9 protein-coding genes and 1 pseudogene are annotated in these 19,857 nt (G+C 43.9%); 1 reads left to right on the top strand and 9 read right to left on the bottom strand.

Features of this window, described 5'->3' with window-relative positions:
* Nucleotides 1-19: 19 nt before the first annotated feature.
* Together BQ7480_RS04870 and BQ7480_RS04865 are read right to left on the bottom strand one after the other, a co-directional pair.
* The gene (locus BQ7480_RS04870) at nt 20-1,516 is read right to left on the bottom strand and encodes an MFS transporter (RefSeq protein WP_072541944.1); all 1,497 of its coding nucleotides are present in this window, start codon (nt 1,514-1,516) and stop codon (nt 20-22) included.
* A complete protein-coding gene (locus BQ7480_RS04865) occupies nt 1,513-3,150 on the bottom strand; it encodes a sialate O-acetylesterase (RefSeq protein WP_072541943.1) in 1,638 nt (545 codons plus the stop codon). Before BQ7480_RS04865 ends, BQ7480_RS04870 begins: the two co-directional genes overlap by 4 nt.
* 347 nt (nt 3,151-3,497) lie before the next feature.
* On the opposite strand from BQ7480_RS04865, the gene BQ7480_RS04860 reads away from it, so the two are divergent.
* Nucleotides 3,498-7,595 (top strand): two-component regulator propeller domain-containing protein, encoded by a 4,098-nt coding sequence (locus BQ7480_RS04860; protein WP_072541942.1) that lies wholly within the window; start codon nt 3,498-3,500, stop codon nt 7,593-7,595.
* 61 nt (nt 7,596-7,656) lie between these two features.
* Here BQ7480_RS04860 and BQ7480_RS04855 read toward each other — a convergent pair.
* From BQ7480_RS04855 to BQ7480_RS04825, 7 genes and pseudogenes are all read right to left on the bottom strand, one after another.
* Nucleotides 7,657-8,514: pseudogene (locus tag BQ7480_RS04855) on the bottom strand (sialate O-acetylesterase); the annotation flags it as partial.
* 53 nt (nt 8,515-8,567) lie between these two features.
* Complete coding sequence (locus BQ7480_RS04850) at nt 8,568-11,246, bottom strand: glycoside hydrolase family 31 protein (RefSeq protein ID WP_072541940.1); 2,679 nt, start codon at nt 11,244-11,246, stop codon at nt 8,568-8,570.
* A 16-nt stretch (nt 11,247-11,262) separates the two neighbouring features.
* Complete coding sequence (locus BQ7480_RS04845) at nt 11,263-12,597, bottom strand: glycoside hydrolase family 43 protein (protein WP_072541939.1); 1,335 nt, start codon at nt 12,595-12,597, stop codon at nt 11,263-11,265.
* A gap of 71 nt (nt 12,598-12,668) precedes the next feature.
* Complete coding sequence (locus BQ7480_RS04840) at nt 12,669-15,068, bottom strand: glycoside hydrolase family 31 protein (RefSeq protein WP_072541938.1); 2,400 nt, start codon at nt 15,066-15,068, stop codon at nt 12,669-12,671.
* 41 nt (nt 15,069-15,109) lie between these two features.
* Complete coding sequence (locus BQ7480_RS04835) at nt 15,110-16,444, bottom strand: glycoside hydrolase family 43 protein (RefSeq protein WP_072541937.1); 1,335 nt, start codon at nt 16,442-16,444, stop codon at nt 15,110-15,112.
* Between the two features lie 41 nt (nt 16,445-16,485).
* Nucleotides 16,486-17,871, bottom strand: coding sequence for a glycoside hydrolase family 43 protein (locus BQ7480_RS04830; RefSeq protein ID WP_072541936.1), 1,386 nt, complete (start codon nt 17,869-17,871; stop codon nt 16,486-16,488).
* Nucleotides 17,872-17,887: 16 nt separating this feature from the next.
* Nucleotides 17,888-19,849 (bottom strand): glycoside hydrolase family 97 protein, encoded by a 1,962-nt coding sequence (locus tag BQ7480_RS04825; protein WP_072541935.1) that lies wholly within the window; start codon nt 19,847-19,849, stop codon nt 17,888-17,890.
* Between the last annotated feature and the right edge of the window lie 8 nt (nt 19,850-19,857).

The raw sequence follows: 19,857 nt of genomic DNA, 5'->3' as shown, positions 1-19,857 counted from the left end.
GTTTCTGTTTATTTCCTAATTAATAATCGTTTTTACTTCTGCGTTCGCTCAATTCAGCCTGCATTTTCTCATTATATTCCTTACTGATAGGATAAAAAAACAGAGCGACTACTCCTACCAGAAAGAAAGCGGCAGGAATCAGGCTGGAAGAAAGGATAATGCCTTGCACAGCCGTATCGTTCTGTACGACGCCCGAACCGGAAGCGTAGCCAAATCCCGACAACAAAAATCCCAGCACAGCCCCACCGATACCCAGACCGGCCTTTAAGGCAAAGACTACTCCCGAGAAGATAAATCCCGTCGCGCGACGATAATTGATATACTCCGAGTGGTCGGCCACATCGGCAATCATCGCCCAAAGCAAAGGCACCGTAGGCGCATAGGCCAGACTCTTCAGGAAGTTCAGCACGAACATCATGCCCACATTATCTTTAGCAGGGAAGTAGAACAGGGCTGTAAAGACGGCAGTCAGTGAGAGGCACACAATAAACGTACGCTTCTTGCCGTATTTGTTCGCCAAAAACTCGGATAAGAAAATCACTCCAAAGAACTGCACCAATGCCCCGACCATATTGAAGACACCAAATCCTACTTCGTATGCCTTATCGGGTGATGTCACAATCAATCCAAAGGCATTGAGCACATGATAGCCGACCGAGTTACCAGGTTCTGCTGCCACCAACCCAATATTATCCAGGAAAGCAAACAACGCAGCTTTATCCACGTAATTCTCAAAATAATAGTTCATGGCACTTCCCCACATGGCCAGTGTGATGAAAACAAACAAGGTCAGGATAAACATGGCCCGCCAAGGCACACTGCCCAATACGTCTTTAATATCCTGACGGGTATCATTTTTTTGGTTAGCCGGTGGAGTGATACGTTCCCTTGCCGAGAAAAATACAATCAAAAGAAAAATAAAACCGACTGCCGCAAACAGGGAAATCGTGCAAAGCCACCCATGCGCCTTGTCTCCCCCATCAGAAAATTTGCTCACCAATGGCAAAGTAAGTCCCTGTACCACAAACTGGGCAATGGTAGAAAAGACGAAACGTACGGAAGTGATACTGGTACGTTCCTTAATGTCCGACGACATCACTCCACCCAAAGAAGAATAAGGCGTATTGTTAAAAGAGTACATTGTCATCAACAATGTATAAGAGATGGTTGCATACACCGCTACCAGCCCTTTTTCCTCAATACCCGGATTATAGAAGGCCAACACATAAAATACCATGAACGGGAGAGCCGTCCACAACACCCATGGACGATATTTTCCCCACCGTGTCTGAGTGCGGTCGGACAGAATACCCACAGTAGGGTCTACAAAAGCATCGACAATACGTGCCACCAACATCACGGTACCTGCAATTGCCCCTTCCAGTCCAAACACGTCCGTATAGAATTTGGTCTGGTAAATCATCATCATCTGAAAGACGAGATTCGCAGAACAATCGCCCAGCCCATAACCGACTTTCTCGGCCATGGACACTTTCTGACTTAGAATATTACTCATTTTTCCTTATTTTGTTTTTCATTCTGTATTACTGCTTCCACCAAGCGAGTAGCCGGTGTTTTCTTATCTAGCGGATGAATATCATTCCATTCACCCGTATCACTATTTTTAATCAAGGTTACATAGGGACTTTCCTGTGCCGCTTTTGCCTGCTGCTTTCTCAATTCTGCCCAAGCTGCGCGTCCAGGGTCATTCGGAGCCAGGAAGTCGGCCAATTCCACCACATAGAAAGGTAAGTTTTCATTCTGAAAAAGGGTTCTCCAATCTGCAATCATTGCCGTAAGCAAGGAGGAATATTCCCGCCAGCGACCTACATTCGACTCGCCCTGATACCATACCACCCCTTTGAACACATAATGCTGCAAAGGATGTATCATACCGTTATACAAACCTGTAGGTATATAATGGAAAGCCGTAGAAGAAGGGGAAGGAGGCATCACCGTTCCAATCTTATGTTTCCATGTACCTTCCAAGCTGACTTCCTGATTGCCACACAGCAATTTATACGGTTTTTCTTTTACAAAGGAAGGGCAAGAACCGTAGCTGAACAAACGTACGGTCAGCTGGTTTTTCCCTTCATTCAGGAACTTGGCCGGTACCTGATAAATCCGCGGCGGATACTGATAGGAAACAGACCCCACAAAATGTCCGTTCACATACACAGAATCAGCATCGACCATACAACCTAACCGCAATACTACGTCTTTTCCTGCCCATCCATCGGGCACTACAAACTCTTTTCGGAACCAATGGGTCCCATTCAATGGACGACCGTTACGAAGTGCCCAATTATCTGAAAACATATCTACCCTTTCCCAATCCGTATCATTGTATGACTCGGCATACCAAGGCATTTCACCATGCAGCCCGGCATCCGACCGATACAATTGCTTATTCCATGCCGACTGATGCAGCTGTTCGGTCTCCTTTATTTGAGCCACTAGTGCGGCATCTTCATATAAGGTTTTCTGGTTTACATACTCCGGAAAATCTTTCAACCCTTCCTCGCTAATCCATGCTTCGACCGGTGTACCTCCCCAGCTGGAATTAATAATTCCGACCGGTACTCCTGTCTTTTCCTCCAGCAGTTTAGAAAAGAAATAACAAAGAGCAGAGAAGTTCTGGACGTATTCTTTCGTCATCGGCTGCCATTTGATTGTCCGTACATCCTCCAACGGACGTGAAAAATCATACGCATACGGAACCTTTACATACCGAACAGATGAATTTTCATACGATGCAATCTCTTCAGCATACTTATCCATCACCCGGTTTACCGTCAATTCCATATTCGACTGTCCTGAACACAAGAACACATCCCCAATCAGAATGTCTTTTAATAAAATGTCATTGACAGTCATAGAATAAGGACCTCCTGCTTTCAAAGCAGGCAAAGCAATCATCCAATTTCCAGCTTCATCCGCTACGGCATGATACCGTTTCTTCATGAAAGTCAAATTCACCTCTTCACCCGGACTGGCTGTACCCCAAATCTTCAAAGGAACGTTTCGTTGAAGCACCATTCCATCGGAAATCAACGCAGGTAAAGTGACTTTGGCTGACAATCCAAAACTACAACAAGAAAGCAAAAGAAGAGTCCAAAATACCCTACTAAAATAAGCCTGTGTTTTCATACATTATATCTTGTATTTTTCATCGATTCTTACCACTACAAAAATAGTAAAAGGCCATGGAACAGGCTCTCACACAGGATACCAACCTCATATCTATTGTTACACCATCCTTTCTGTTGTAACAAAAACTTACGGAAATGTTACATCACAAAAGGAAAATCCTCCCCAAAGGCTCTTATATAATTTTCCAGGTAACTTTTACAAGAACTCTCTTACACCCCTTAAAATCTATTTTCAAAAGCAAAAAAATCCCCGTTTTTTTTATTGACAACTAAGAAAAAAGAACTTACTTTGTATCAATTATATAGTATTTTAATTCAAATTTGGCCCTACAAACCACACCAATAATGAGAAATAAGACAGTTATTATAACCGCTATTTTCTGCCTATTGCCCCTCCTCTGTAAAGGGCAATTCTGCAAATTGTATACTACCCATGGAGAAATTTCCAGCAGTATGATCAATAACCTATACCAAGACAGGAAAGGCTATATATGGGTGACAACGGATGATGGACTAAACAAATTCGATGGAGCTAAGTTTACAAACTACCGCTCTCATCGAAATGACTCGACCTCCTTGCTAGGAAATCACATATATAAAGTATTCCAAGATTCCAGAGGCAATCTGTACATTCTTTCTACCAAAGGACTGCAAATCTACGACTATCGGTCGGATACGTTCAAAACCATCAAGAAATCAAGTCCGTCCTATAACAACAAAAGTATCACAGAGCTTCGCAATGGGAATATACTGATTGGGACCAGTGGATATGGAATGAAGACCTTATCGACCGACTCAAAAGGGAACTATCAGATTAAAGACTGGAATCCTTCTCTGAACGGATATACCATCAATGAAATAAAAGAGGACAAAAACGGAAATATCTGGATTTGCACAGAATACCATGGGGTCATCCGGATTGATAAGAATGGGAAAAGATACGATTATTCGCTTGGCACACAAAACGGCAAGCAGTTTATTAATTGCTGTACAGAAGATTCTTACGGCAATGTATATGTAGGTACCACCGGGCGCGGAGTATTCGTTTATCAAAAGGCTGACGATACGTTTCAGCAAATCTTTAAATCCGAGTTTCCCATCAAGGACCTGAAACAAAAAGAACACCTCATGCTGATTGGCATTGACGGAGAAGGTATTGTTTCCTATAATATTCTGGAAAAAAAGATTGCGGATACAGATTTTTATATTGATAATGTCAACATCAAAAAAAGTAAAGTACATTCCCTGCTGATAGACAACAGTACCAACCTTTGGGTAGGTATTTATCAGAAAGGGGTAGCTTTCATTCCTTTACAAGCTAATATGTTCGGCTATATCGGGAATTATTCCTCTCTTCGGAACTACATCGGGAATAACTGCATCACAGCCTTATGCGACTATGATGACGGGAAACTCATTGTCGGAACTGACAACGATGGAATCTACCAGCTAAATAACCATTACAATTTTATCCGGCATTTGACACCCGAAACAAACCCGGACATACCTCCCACGGTGATGTGTCTGTTCAAAGATTCCAACAAAAATGTATGGATAGGCTCTTACCTGAGCGGACTTTCTTTCATGAACGACAAAGGAGATAGATTTACCAAAGTATTTTTGAGAGACAAAAGCGGAAACGAAATCAAACGTGTGTACTGTCTGGCTGAAGATGCCCATAAAAGACTTTGGATTGGCACAATGGGAATGGGACTCTATTACACCGATTTAAAAGCTCCCATTCAGAAAGATATCCACGTATATAGCACCCAAGACATACAAGCGGTCAACCAATGGATTGACGCACTTTACTATTCCTCAAATGGAAGATTATACATTGGTACTTATGACGGCATCAAATGCATAGATACCCAGAATTTAAAAGTTGCCGGCAAAGAAAAAGCATTACTCGGACTAGCTGTCTACTCCATTGTTGAAGATCATAATCACCGTATTTGGGTAGGAACATCCGATGGTATCTCTGTTATGGACAAGGATTTGAACATCATTGAACAATTCACTACTCAACATGGCTTGCCAAACAATTCCATTTCATCTATCGTAGTGGACAAAAACAACGATATTTGGGTCAGTACCAATCAGGGCATTGCCAAATACAACCCGCAGAAAAACTCCTTCATTCCGTTTTATGCTTCCGACGGCTTACACAACAACGAATTCTCCAGAAATGCGTTCTGCCAATACCCCGACGGTAAAATTTTGTTTGGAGGCACCAACGGAATCATTTTCTTCAATCCGGACGACATCAAGATTCAGAAATTCCAGGGCAAAATCAGACTTACAGGATTCTATTTACATGATAAATCCGTAAATGAACTTACAAAATCAGGAAACTACCATGTGATTGACACTGACATATTCAATACAAAAGATATCAACTTGGCACACTACGACAATTCTTTCTATATTGAATTTGCCACTGACAATTTCATGACCCCTCAAGGTTATGTATACTCCATGAACAATGGGACCTGGAACTCTCTGCCCAAAGGAACTTCACGCGTTTCATTCAGCAATCTTCCGGTAGGAAAATACGAGTTTAAAATCAAGGCCGTCAATGGTTCTGCAGAATCAGAAATAAAAACCATATTCATCCATATTCACCCTGCATGGTATAACTCGACTATAGCTTGGATTATCTATCTGGCCATCATTGGCAGCATAGCTGCCGTCTTCATACATCAGGCGAAAGAAAAATACAGAGTAAGACAAGAGATGCTGAAACACAAACACTTGGAAGAAATAAACGAGGCTAAGCTTCAGTTCTTTATCAACATCTCACACGAAATCAGAACCCCGATGTCGCTGATTATAAGTCCGCTGCAAAAGTTAATCTCCACCGACAGCGATACCGAAAGGCAGAAAAGCTACTCCCTGATTGAACGTAATGCACAGCGCATACTGAATCTGATCAATCAGCTGATGGATATCCGTAAAATAGACAAGAACCAAATGAAACTCAGTTTCACGGAAGTGGAGCTCATCGGTTTTATCAATAACATTAAAGACACATTCGCGTATCAGGCTACCAGCAAAAATGCTCAGTTAAACCTGATTACCCAACTGGATAGCCTGAAGGTATGGCTGGACCCGAACAATTTTGACAAGGTCATTTTTAACTTGCTGTCCAATGCACTTAAACATATTCAGAATGAGGGAAAAATCAATATCTACATCAACTCTGTTCACAATAGCGAAGAGGAGGCCCCATTAAACAACTGTGCTGAAATTATCATTGAAGACAATGGTACCGGTATCAAGGAAAGTGAAATGACACGTATTTTTGAACGTTTCTACCAAATCAGTGATGACCGGTCGCGCAGCAAAGGGACGGGTATCGGACTGCATCTGTCCATGTCACTCGTAAAAATGCATCATGGCACCATTACAGTCAAGAACAATGACAATCAGCCGGGATGCAGTTTTATCATACATATTCCCTTAGGCCGTGCACATCTGTCGGCAGAAGACATTGCTCCCGAAACTTCAGAGAATACAGCTCTCACTTCATCGGAAGATAATGCATTTCAACATATTCCATTACACCTTGAAGAAAACGAAGGCGGAGATGACAATGGAAAAAAATTACCACGTAAGAAGCACTCTGTCCTCATTGTGGAAGATGAAGACGACATACGTAATTATCTGCTCACTGAGTTAAGCAATTATTTCCGGGTATTAAGTTGCAGCAATGGAAAGGAAGCACTGGAAATCATTATGTCACACATGCCCAACTTGGTACTCAGCGATATCATGATGCCGGAAATAAACGGTATCACCTTACTCAAAAAACTGAAACAGAACATCAAGACCAATCATATTCCAGTCATTCTTCTAACGGCCAAGAACAGTGAAAAAGACTATATTGAAGGACTCTCACTAGGAGCAGACGCCTACATTGCCAAACCGTTTAACCTGGAAATTCTGATTACAACCATTGAAAACCTGATTCGAAACCGGGAGGTATTGCGCAACAATTTCAGTGGAAAACAGGAACAGGATGGACAGATTGAGGTGGTTCAGCCTCAGTCGGCAGACGAAAAGCTGATGAAAAAAGTAATGAAAGCCATCAACAAAAACCTGAACAATCCAGACCTGAATGCGGAAATGATTGCGGCAGAAGTGGGTATAAGCCGAGTACATCTGTACCGGAAACTTAAGGAAATCACAAATCAGTCCACACGAGATTTCATCCGGAATATCCGACTAAAGCAGGCGGAAATTCTACTGAAATCAGAGAAAAACTACAGTATTTCTGAAATATCCCAGCTGGTAGGATTTAACAACACCACTTATTTCTCGAATGCCTTCAAAGAATTATATGGTGTTTCTCCAAGCAAATACATGGAATATTGCAAAGAGAACAAAGACAAGCTGGAAGAGGAACCCCAAAATGAACAAGATAAAACGGGAAAACAATAAGAAATAACTAAAAAAGTCTGGCCGTTAAATTTCGACCAGACTTTTTAATTTCCATCAGTTATTCTGCATTCAGAATCTGAAGCATCGTAAGCGCATATCTTTTACCCAGCTCACGATATCCGGCCGCACTGAAATGCAGCCTGTCGGAAACAGCCTCACACCCTTCGGATGAAATGACATGCGCAGAAGGTATTGTTTCCGGCAATTTCTGAATCACCGGATTCATAGAGGCACAAGCTCCTCCCTGCCCTTCCGACACAAGTTCACCCACCAACAGAGGCAATGAATTGGGTTTCAAATTGAGATCGGAAAGAATGCTGTCGTACACTTTCTTGACTTTCAACGGCCACTCCGGATCGCCAGTATTTGACTCTCCCTGATGAAACAGAATCCCTTTTATGACTCCACAACGGGAAGCCTGTCTGGCCAATTCAATCAATCTGGCATAAGGATTTCCATCATACTCGGCCACCATGTTTTTCAGCCAGTTCGGAGAAGTCTCTACGTATGAAGTATAATTATCTTTATCAAACAATTCGATTTTACAACCTCCTACGGCCACATCAATCACTCCCACCTGTACATTGGCCGGAAGACTATCTACCATTGTGCGACCGAAATAATCTGCAGGAGTCAATCCGGTGCCACATCTTGCCAAAGGGGGAACCGCCGTGTACCACTCCCCTTTCTTCCGTCCTAAATCCGGACAATCCACAGCTTGAAGCACTTTAAAACGAGGATTCACATCCACCGTATCGCATGCTTCTATTTTTGCATTTCCCTCCATATTCGACTGACCCAAGCACAGATAAATATGAAAATTCTCATCCACCTTGCCTGCTTCTGTATGAACCTGTGCAAAAACAGGTCCAAAAGTCAAAGCCATCAACGACGTCAGCGTTGCAATCATTTTCTTCATTTCCATTATTCACAAATTTAGATTCAACTTTTCATTTTCCTTTTTTCATTCTATCAGAAAGCAACTTCAAGTTCCTCTCCCTTATATACGACCGACTTCTCGGCCACTTCTACCGCCCCATTGGAAGACGAAGCGACTTTCACAATCTTCAGCTTCCGAACAGGCTTCATTCCCGCAAACGTCCCCCTCCGTTTACCTATCACCAACGTAGCGTCTTTCTCATTCCAGGTCAGACGGATACAGGAACAGGCTCCTTTTTCATACTCACAGTCTGTTCCATTATCTTCATACAGCTGATAAGTACCATCCGTTCCGGTATACACCCGAATTTCCCACTCCGATTGCAAAGCCGTATCAGCCTCGTCCGCGTAACCGGAAGCCAAAGGTAAAATCGTACCTGATTTGACAAATACAGGAATGTAATCCGGAGAAACCGAGGTTTGAACCCACCCTGAAGACAAATGCCGGTTGTCATAAAAATCATACCACCCACCTTGAACAGCAGGCAAGTAGGTTTTCCAGATTGCAGTTCCCTCTTCCACAATAGGAGAAACCAACAGAGAACGGCCAAACATATACTGGTATTTCAAAGATAAAGCCAACGTATCCTGTGGAAAATCCATTACCAAAGGACGCAACATTGTTCCATCTTCCAGCGAAACCCATGCAGACTCTGAATAGATATAGGGTAGAAGGCGATAACGCAAGGCCAACGATTTACGGGCCATTTCCGTCACTTTGTCTCCGTAGTTCCAAAACTCTGTATTCGTCATATACCCATGTACACGCATCAAAGGCAGAAAAACCGAAGTCTGAAGCCACCGGGAAAACCGTTCATGAAAATGGACATCCGTATACTGTGCATCTCCCGACCGGAAGAACCCTCCGGCATCGTACGTCCACCAAGGCAGACCACAGACAGAAATTCCCAATCCGGCTACAATCTGACGACGAAACGTATCCCAATCGTTCCCGACATCCCCCGACCAGGTGGCCACTCCATACCGCTGAATCCCCGGAAAGCCGCTACGGGTAAGCAAAACCGTTCGGGGACTGAAGGAACCCTGTTTCTCTCCATTGGCAGAAAGGCTCCGCAAACCTTCATATACCGTTTTATTAACCACCAATGGATAGACATTCCGGAACACCTCTCCGGGACAACTTGAGTGATTTACCCGACGCCCCACCAAATCGTCATTCTCCGGTTCTGTGGCATCCAGCCACCAAGCATCTATTCCTATCGGAAGGACCAAGCTATCCCGAAAATTCTGCCAGTAAAAAGAAGCTGCCTCCGGATTAAAGAAATCAATCCAAGGAGTGCCTGGAATATAATAGGCTTTCTCGGCCATTTTTTTCCCCAGCACTGAGTTCTGGTCCACCTTCGACCAGACCGACAGCATCAGCCTCATATCCATCCGGTGAAGACTGTCGACCATTTCCCGAGGAGAAGGGTAATCTGCCTCATCAAAGCGCATGGCGTTCCAGCCATATTTGCCCCAATACTGCCAGTCCTGCACCATCAAATCGACCGGCAATTTTTCTCTTCGGAACCGGGACGCTGTTTCAAGCAGTTCTTTTTGGGAATGAAAACGTTCCCGGCAATGAATATATCCCAAGGCCCATGACGGCAACATCGGTACCTCTCCTGTCACTGCCCGATAAGAGGCAATCACCTCATCGGCCGTTCCGGCAAAGAAAGTATAATCGATGCCATTAGAAACCGGAGAACGAAAGGTCGTAGTCTGGTCTACTTTCCGGAAAAACAGCTTAGGAGTATCCTCCTTAGTCAATTCCGCCTTCAAACGATGTACCCCCGCTTTCAAGTCAACCAGAACAGAGACCGTAGGCGGCAGCCATAAATTATTCACATCTACCACCGTATGTCCATCAATCTCCAAATTGTGCCTGCGAGCCATGGAACTTCCTACATCCAGCATCAAAGCATATTGCCCGTCGGACTCTATTTGCAGGCTACCTGCAAACACATTACTTTCACGTACCTCTTCCTTACCTCCTTCGGTAGAAGTCACATTCACAGTCACCTTATCACCCGAAGCACCCGTTTTCTGTAGCGCAATCACTGAAGAAGCCGGATTAAAATCCGTCAGGCCATAGTTGTTCCACAAAAGTCCGTATCCCTTATTCGACATCACAAAAGGGATGGCAATCTGCGTATTGACCTGAGTCAACCTCCGCGTCAATCCACGCACATTCAAATACCCATCCTGAAACTGCCCCAGTCCATAAAGATACTCATCGGAAGGAGAATGGAAAGTCTGTGTGGACACATACGTCTGTTCTCCTTGCACAGAAGAAGCCTGAATCTGACTTCCTTCCTCTCCCAATATCACCCTTCCATCAGAAGAAAGGAACGAAATCCGTCCGTCGGATGCCGACACTTTTACACTTACATCCTTTAAAGACAATATATAATCTTCTCCTTCCATTTTAAGCGTATAAACCGGAGCCTTCACCGGAAGATATACCAATTCCGGCAATTCATGAGCAATTCCCTTGCTTCGAACCACCCTTACAGCACTTCCGGTCAGCGGGATAAGCCTTAACCGAGTATCAATCCGACGAAAAACCACCTGATCGGCTCTTTTTTCTTCCAACGTCCATGCCTGTATCTGGCGGTCAGAGGAAAGACCGAGAACATTCCCCGCCAAACAATCCTCTTTCCACCACACACAGACAAAAAAGAATAGTAAAAACAAACAAAACTTCCTCATAACCTCTGTAACTTTATCAATAATTCAGCTTCCAATAATCGAAATAAGCCAAATCTCTCGGAGCTTTTCCCCTAAAAATAAAATACAGGTCGTGTACTCCGGTCACTTGCGGTATCTGTGCTTCCACAACCCGCCAACGGTCGCTTCCACCAGTCCGCGGCACCTTTATCTTTGCCAACACCTGCCCATCCAGTCCGTCAAGACGTACCTCCATCGTAATCTCTGCATTGTGAGTAGTAGACAAACGCGCTGAAAAACGAGACGGAGCCTTTTCACCGAAATCCACAGACCGAACTTTTGTATAAGCTCCATCCGCTAAAGCAGTAATAAAAACCCCAACTTGAGCGTTATATGAACTTTTCATTTTTTCCGACCACGCCATGGTCTCTGCTTCTACCTTCCGGTATGGACAAAGAGGTTTCAAGCTTTCTGTGACTCCCTCTTTCACCATCTTCACACACGGAATCTTCCCATCTGCCTGGAAGTCCAACTCTCTGACACACACAGAACGAGTAAAACCACTTCCACCCGGGAGAGAAGCGTCATGATAAAATAAATAAGTTTTTCCTCTGAAATCGGCAATACCCGGATGATTCGTAAAACTTCCCCCTTCAGTAGCCATCAACGTACCTCCGTAATTCCACGGACCTTCCGGACCTTTTGATGTGGCATAAGCCAGATGTTCAGGCACCGGTCCTCCTGCATAGAAAAGATAGTACATTCCCTGACGCTTATACAACCAAGGAGCCTCTTCATACAATGTAGGACGCTGCGGATCTCCCTCCCTGCTTCCAAAGGCTTCCGGTTTCATCGGTACCGCATGTATGCCTCCTTCATAAGAAATCATATCCTCGTTCAATTTCACATAATAACAATTGGGATTTCCCCAATACAAATAAGCCTGTCCGTCGTCATCGATAAAGACGGTAGGATCGATATTTCCGTATTCAGCCTGCACAAGCGGAGCTCCCAACGGGTCATAAAAAGGTCCATAAGGACTGTTGGACACAGCCACTCCGATGGCAGTCTCCCCCTTCAAATCCGTCACAGGTACATACATATAAAATTTCCCGTTACGTTCCATACACTGAGCCGCCCAGGCATCTCCTCCTGCCCACTCAAATGTTTTAAAAGACAAAGGCATGGGATGTTCCGTCCAATTTACCATATCATCTGTAGAATAAAGTTTCCAGTCATTCATGGTAAACCAAGTAGACCCATCTTCATCGTGACTGGTATAAAGATACAACCGGTCATTATATACCAAAGGAGCAGGATCGGCCGTATAAGAAGTCTGAATAATAGGATTCTGCGCATCCACAGTCAAACTGGATAACAAAGCTACCCCCATAATCAATTTATGCCACCGATTCTTACCATATATCCTATTGGCCTGCATATATCTCTTCAGAATTATTTGACTCATAATTTTATATTAATTTTTTTACCTGTATAATTGATTGTTTTTTCTTTTCCATCTGCCGTTTTCAAGACAAAAGTCCGTTCGTGGAGCATACCTTGATATTCGCCTTTTCTGCTTTCAATCGTAAAGGTACGCTTTTTGTCATTCCATTTCATCCATATTTCCGAATAAGCTCCCTTTTCATAATTATAGTTATCAAATTCATCTTCATACAGACAGAATGTGCCATCCGCGCCAGGATATACATGAATATCAAGCTGTTGCCATGATTTCTGCTGGGCATACTGCACCTCCGGTCCGATAGGAATAATACTTCCCGCCTTTACATACAAAGGCATCACATCCAAAGGAACTTCTTTCTGTACAGACACACCTCCTGCCAGTTTCTCTTCAGTCCAATAATCATACCAGTCTGCTCCCTCCGGCAAATACACTTCAGTAGACTTCACTGACGAAAAATCAGAAACACGCTCTTCATCCTGCATTCTAGTGTACATCGGGTCTGTTACGGGCTTCACCAGAATGGACTTCCCGAACATATACTCATTGTTCATGTCCCACACATTCTTGTCTTTTGGAAAATCCATTACCAGCGCCCTCAAAAAAGTAGACTGACGTGAAGTGACTTCCCAAGAAACAGAATAGATGTACGGCAACAAGGAATAACGAAGATGGATAAACTTCTCAATCGCATCATAATAAGGTTCTCCTTTCTGTCCGAACTGATAAATTTCACGAGGTGCATCCGCACCGTGCGAACGCATCATCGGACAAAAGGTACCAAACTGCAGCCACCTTACATACAGTTCCTTATAATCCGGGTCTGCCAGTTTTTTCGGGTATTCTCCCAAAAAGAATCCCCCTATATCCGTATTCCAGTTCGGAATAGCGGAAAGAGAGAAATTCAATCCAGCCGGAATCTGCCGCTTAAAAGAATCCCATGTTCCTTGAATATCTCCCGTCCATGTATTCGCCCCATATCGCTGTTGTCCGGCAAATGCGGAACGAGTCAGAATAAACACACGTTTATCGGAAGAGGCCTTGCACTGATGGTCGTATACCCCTCCAACCGACATCAACGGATACGCATTACGCACTTTCCGCAAACTTCCCAAGAAAGTCTCTTCATTCAGGTCTTCATCCTTGAAGTTCAGATGGTCAGGTTCCGTAGAATCCATCCACCAGCCATCCATTCCCAAGGCAAACAGTCCTTTGTTCGCATATTTCCAATAGATATCACGGGCTTTTGGATTATAAGCATCGTAAACCCGTACCCCCGACAAATAATCTTCCCGTGGAGGCCACAAATCAGGTCCAGCCAAAGGCCATGTCTGAAAATTGAAAAGCATCCCCTTCTCATCCAGTTCCTTATAAGGCTTTGTCATCGGTCCAAAAGAAGACCAAATAGAGATTATAGCCTTGGCATTCATGGCATGAATATCCTCCATCATTTTTTGAGGATTCCAAAACTCCCCGTTCAGGAATTCCATGGCATTCCACAGATAATTTCCACCCCAATACTGCCAGTCCTGGATGATACCGTCGAGCGGAACCTGCAACTCACGATACTTGCTCACCACTCCTACAATCTCATTCTGACTCTTATACCTTTCCCGACTCTGCCAGAAACCATAAGTCCAAAGAGGGAGCATCGGTACCTGACCTGTCAGTTCACGCATATTGGCTATTACCCCGTCGGCGTTACCACCGGTCATGAAATAATAATCGATGAACTCTCCTACTTCCGATTCAAAAAAGGTTGCCTTTTCATTATCAACAAACCAAGTAGGAGAATAATTGTCCCAAAATACACCATATCCTTTCACAGACTGGAAGAATGTGACCACATCTTCCACGTTTCCTTGAATAAGATACTTATCCTGATTCCGCTGACTGAGTTTTCCACTCTGCATCTGCCCCAAACCATAAATAGGCTCATATTTGTCCAACTTAAAGACCTGTTTGATACGGTAATCGCCCGTATTTACTCCTTCTTTATATTGTATTAACACAGGTTTTTCCTGTTCTTCCAGCAACACGGCTCCATTCTTGGTTTGGAAAGATACATTCCCAGTTTCTTTATCCAGCAACACCATTACTTCGGATGACGTAACGGTATATTTCCCGCCGGCCTCCCCATAAGAAAGGTTACATTTATGAGGAGCCAATACCACTGAAAGATTATTACGCTCTGGTATCGTATCGGAAGAAGAAGGATATTTCACCACCCGGGCTATTTCGGGGGTATAAAATACAATTTCTGTCACCAGCTTATCTTCCTCGATATTCAATTTAAGCCCACGTGCAGTTTTTGTAAGCACATTTCCGGCCAACAGTATTCCAGAAGAAGACAGAACAGAAACAAACGAGAAAATGCCCGTCAAAATAATAGCTTTCATATTCTCATACGATTTATTGTATTTGACCCTTTATTCCACACTCACTTACGTTTGAATTCCCAATAATCCAACTCAAACAAGTCCTTCTTATTCTCACCCTCAAAACTAAAATACAAATCATGGACTCCACTGACCGCATTGACCTCACAGGAATAAAGTTGAGATTTGGACGTTTCGTTTCTCTGCGGTATGGTTACGTTTCCAACAATCTTTCCATCTGGAGCATCCAAACGAATCTTCAGATTTCCTCCCTCAAGAGGCAAGGCGGAAACCTCAAAGCGACGGGCCTTATTCTTTCCAAAATCCACCCCACGTACACAGATGTACTCTCCATTATTCACATCTACCACCGAAAGAGATTTATCCGCATTGGGAACTGTTTTCAATCCATATCCCCAAGCCATCGTTTCAGCCTCTACCTTTCGGAAAGGATTGAAGGTACCCACCTGCTCCAGTTTGGTGTCTGCCCAATAAGGCACTTCCTGAATGGTTCCATCTTCATTATAATGCATCTCAGCGACCGATACCGAACGACGTTCATAATGAGTATCCGTCTCCAGTTTCAACAAGTCATAATTCAAGCCAAAAACATACGATTTCCCTTTATAATCCATAATACCCGGATGGTTTCCACGGCTCCTGACTGTAGGACGCATGATATATCCTCTGGTCGTCCACGGACCTGTAGGACTGTCACTCATGGCATAGCCGATACCTTCCGGACAACAGGTAGAAGCAAAAGCCAGATAGTAGTGTCCATTGCGTTTATAGAACCACGGTCCTTCCTGATAATGCTCCGGAGTTTCCTTCAATTTCACGATATCTCCGGAATACGAAATCATATCCTCATTCAATTTCACATAATAACAATTAGGATTTCCCCAGTACATATAAGCTTGTCCATCCTCATCGATAAAGACAGTTGGATCAATGTCATCCCAGTGTTCTTTCTGCCATACCAGAGGTTTCCCAAGAGGGTCTTTGAACGGTCCGTAAGGACTGTCGGACACCAGTACACCGATGCCATTTCCATGAATCGGGCAATACATATAGAATTTCCCATTGCGTTCAACCACTTGCTCGGCCCAAGCTCCATTGTTACGTTTCACCCAATCAAAACTTTTGAGTGAAGCCACTGCTCCATGGTCGGTCCAGTTTACCATATCCGTAGAAGTGTACAACAACCAATCCTGCATCTTAAATCCTTCCGCATCGTTTTCATCATGAGTCGTATAAAGAAATACCGTATCATTGTATACCATCGGTGCCGGATCGGCTGTATACTTTGTCTGAATAATCGGCCGCTGCGCATTTACATTCAAACAACTCAATAATCCGCAGCTACCACATAACCATAGAATCTTACTAATATTCATAATATTCAAAATTTAAGTCATTCATTAATTCATAACACTTGTCACTCAGACATTCTCCACCAGTCAAAATTGAAAAGCTTACATCCCTTTCTACCTTTAAAACAGAAGTACAAATCATGCACACCCGAAATGGTCTGTCCGTCTTGTTTCACTGAGGTTTCCAAAGTCTTCCACATTTCCCATCCTCCGGTATGAGGAACTTGTACTTCCGCAATCAACGTTCCACCTATACTGTCGGCATGCACTTCAATGGTTCCACCCCTCAACGCACTGGCCACACTGACTTCCAATCTACTGGCCCCCTTCTTTCCTAAATCAACTTCCCTCACCTTCAGGTAATCACCGTTATGGATGTCCGACACATAGATTCCCGTCTGGTCATTTGGTTCCGTCTTCACTCCTTCAGAAAAAGCCATGGTCTCCGCTTCCACTCGTTGATAAGGATTGAAGGTGCCTATCGGTTTTACGCCTTCCTGCGTGGCATTGATAACAGGAAAAGTTCCGTCTGCATTATACTCAAACTCTTCCACAGCGACTGAACGTCCGAATCCACCCCCTCCCGGCAGCTTTCCGGTATGATAAAAGAAATAAGAATTCCCTTTATAATCAATTACCCCGCAATGATTCGTAAATGAATCCGTATCCTGTAAAGGCATGATTTCTCCCATATACTTCCATGGCCCCACAGGCGACTTACTCATGGAATATGCAATGTGTTCCGGAACACCTCCTGCCGCATACAGCAAATAATAATTATCCTTCCGTTTGTAGAACCACGGACCTTCCGTATAGATATCCCTATATTTTTCCCCCTTCACACGCTTTTCCGGATTCGGAGCCCCAAAACTGTCCACAGTCTGGTCCTGCTTTTTTACCTCTCCCTTGATGGATATCATATCCTCATTCAATTCCGCATAATAGATATTTGGATTTCCCCAATACAAGAAAGCCCTTCCATCGTCATCAACATACACGGTAGGATCAATATAATCCCAACTACCGTCACAAAGCGGTTTTCCAATGGCATCCCAGAAAGGTCCCACAGGCGAGTCACCCACTGCGACACCAATGGCCATCGCTCCTGTAAGTTTCGAATGCAGGCAGACATACCAATAGAATTTGCCATGACGTTCTATGCACTGCGCAGCCCACGCACGGTCATCCGCCCATTCAAAAGACTCTATGGCAAGCGGAGAACCATGGTCAGTCCAGTTGACCATATCCTCCGTAGAATATACCCTCCATTCCTGCATCCAGAAAAAATCAGCTTTGTCCTCATCATGTCCTGTATACACATAAAGTCTGCCATCGTGTACCATAGGAGCCGGATCTGTCGTATAACAGGTCTGCACAATCGGATTCTGTGCCAACAGCATGGGAGAAATCAATCCTCCCAATGCTGCCAATATTACTTTATTGCTTATCATAATCTTTTCTTCACAATTATTTCCGAGTAATTACTATACCCCCATTTTTAGGAATAGAAAGGTTCACAACTTGTTTCTTAGTGATAACCTGTTCCTTGACAGAGCCTGCCAGTTTATCATTATCTTCATACACACAGACAACCTCTCCTGCCGCAAACAAGGAAGAAACATCTATCTTCAAATTAACGGTTTCATCCTGTGCATTAATACCTGCCACATACCACTTACCGGCATGTTTACGTGCCATTACGATATATTTTCCAGGATATCCGTCTATAAACTTTACCTCATCCCATGTGGTAGGCACCTTCTTCATGAAATCGACTGCCCAAGCCGGAGCATCCGTCAGATTATTAGGTGCCAATGCAAAATGTTGTACCGGACTCTGAAACAATACTGCCGTAGCCAGTGCAAACACATCAGAAGTGACTCTCATCCGTCCACCCGGCTCATTTTTCGCATTATAATATTTATTCAAAGTACTTCCTCCAAAATCCATGCTCCCAATCGTGTTGCGCACAAACGGATGAATACATGCATTGAATGCTTCCGCATCACAACTTCCCTGCGAGAAGTTCATGTTCTCACTGGCCAATACGGCTTCACTGGCCGCATAATTAGGATACATACGCTCCCATCCACGTGGAATGGTGCATCCATGAAAAATGACCAAGAGTCCACAATCATTTGCATCGGCCAGAATATCTTCGTAAAGCTGCATCGTGACCTGCTTGTCACTACCTACAAAGTCAACCTTGATTCCCTTGATACCAATACGCTGCATCCACTTCATTTCTTTCCGACGGGCGATAATGTTACTCATCTTTCCACGAGGACCTTGAGGCGCATCATTCCAGTATCCATTGGAATTATACCACAAATACAAGCCAACATTCTTCTGCTTGGCATAAGCTGCCAGTTCTTCTATTTTGTCGTAGCCCACCTGCGTGTCCCAGAGCGCATCGACCAGTACCGTACGGTAACCCATCGCTGCACAGAAATCTATGTAACGCTTCTGGTCGTCCATATTCATACTAGCATCTCCCGCTATAATCCAGCTCCAAGTTCCACAACCATATTCAGCCGCATAATCTTTCGATGGTTCATACAAAGGTTCTACCACATCAAACGGTACGGTTGTTTCTACGATAGGAGCCAACGTTGGCCCCAAGGTTATGGTACGCCATGGAGTTTTTCCTGGCAATGCAATGCCCGGAGAAGTCGTACCATTGCCGTTAAATTCACCTTCCTGCGGAAAACCAATGGTATAAAGTCCGTTCTCGTGCCCAATCAGGCGACTGCCACAATAATAGCTGCTCACTCCGGTTTCGGATATTAACACCCAACCTTTGTCAGAATTTTTGAATAGACAAGGGAATGTATATCCTTCCCCCCAACCATTTTTCCCCATCGTATCATCTACTGTATACGGTGTCTCATAGCTGGGAGAAGTTCGGGCAAAACCACCCATCGGACCACTTTGCGGACACAAGAAGGTAGTCGTTCCTTCCGGCAACACAAATCCTGTAGCTTCCTGCTGCACGACACAACACAAGATATCCTTCTTAGGATACACAGTATATCTGAAAGCCACATCATTGTTACTCACCCAGAATTCCACATCAAAAACCTTCTGTCCTTCTTTGGTAAATGGAATGACAGCCGATTCAGCAGCATATTCCACCTTACTTTTTTTGATGTTGGGCAAGCGGTAGTTTTTCCGGATAGAAGCCTCCTTGGTTTCACTTCCCAATGACAAAGAAGACGTAAAATCACCGATAGTGGTCTTCATGCCCAACGGAGACTTCTTGATAAAAGCCACTCCGTCATAGAATACCTGATAAGAAGGCATTCCACCTTCATCTGAAACAACCACTTTCAAACGTCCATCAGGACTTAACACATCTTTTTCACCTGCATATAACCCTGTTATACAAATCATTGCCGCAAAAGACGATAACAATACACGTTTTATCATAGACATTA

It is taken from the genome of Bacteroides mediterraneensis (assembly GCF_900128455.1).
In the GTDB taxonomy this organism is placed as follows: Bacteria; Bacteroidota; Bacteroidia; order Bacteroidales; family Bacteroidaceae; genus Phocaeicola; species Phocaeicola mediterraneensis.
The sequence above is the reverse complement of the archived record's forward strand: the minus strand, read 5'-3'. Positions and strand labels throughout refer to the sequence as shown.